Origin of the sequence: Acetobacter estunensis, from assembly GCF_019083805.1 — a bacterium.
Classification (GTDB): Bacteria; Pseudomonadota; Alphaproteobacteria; order Acetobacterales; family Acetobacteraceae; genus Acetobacter; species Acetobacter estunensis_A.
In genome coordinates, this window is the sequence record NZ_JAHRDV010000152.1 from 1 (window position 1) to 244 (window position 244).

At 61.9% G+C, this 244-nt stretch carries 2 protein-coding genes; one reads left to right on the forward strand and one right to left on the reverse strand.

Translation table 11 applies throughout. The annotated features are described in order from the left end of the window. Positions 1-100: laccase domain-containing protein (locus KUA11_RS17655; protein ID WP_368041057.1), on the reverse strand; the 100-nt coding region annotated here is incomplete at its 3' end. On the opposite strand from KUA11_RS17655, the gene KUA11_RS17330 reads away from it, so the two are divergent. Further along, positions 53-244 (forward strand): laccase domain-containing protein (locus KUA11_RS17330; RefSeq protein ID WP_217412299.1); only part of this gene is annotated, 192 nt, incomplete at its 3' end. The two genes, KUA11_RS17655 and KUA11_RS17330, sit on opposite strands and share 48 nt — an antisense overlap.

Sequence of the window (244 nt, forward strand, 5' to 3'; positions counted from 1 at the left end):
GGGCCGCGCCAACCACACATCCATCACGAGAGGCAAACAGCACCGGACCGCAATCCGCTGTGATGACGCCAAGCGCTACGTCGTCCCGCGTCGTCACCATGGCGTCCGCGGCAGCACCTTCACCCGGATCGGCGGTGTGTCGGAGGGTCCTTACGCCAGCCTGAACTGTTCTACTAAGTCGGGGGACGATCCAGTTCATATCACTGAAAACCGGCGGCGTGTGGCAGGTTTTTTCGGACTGGGT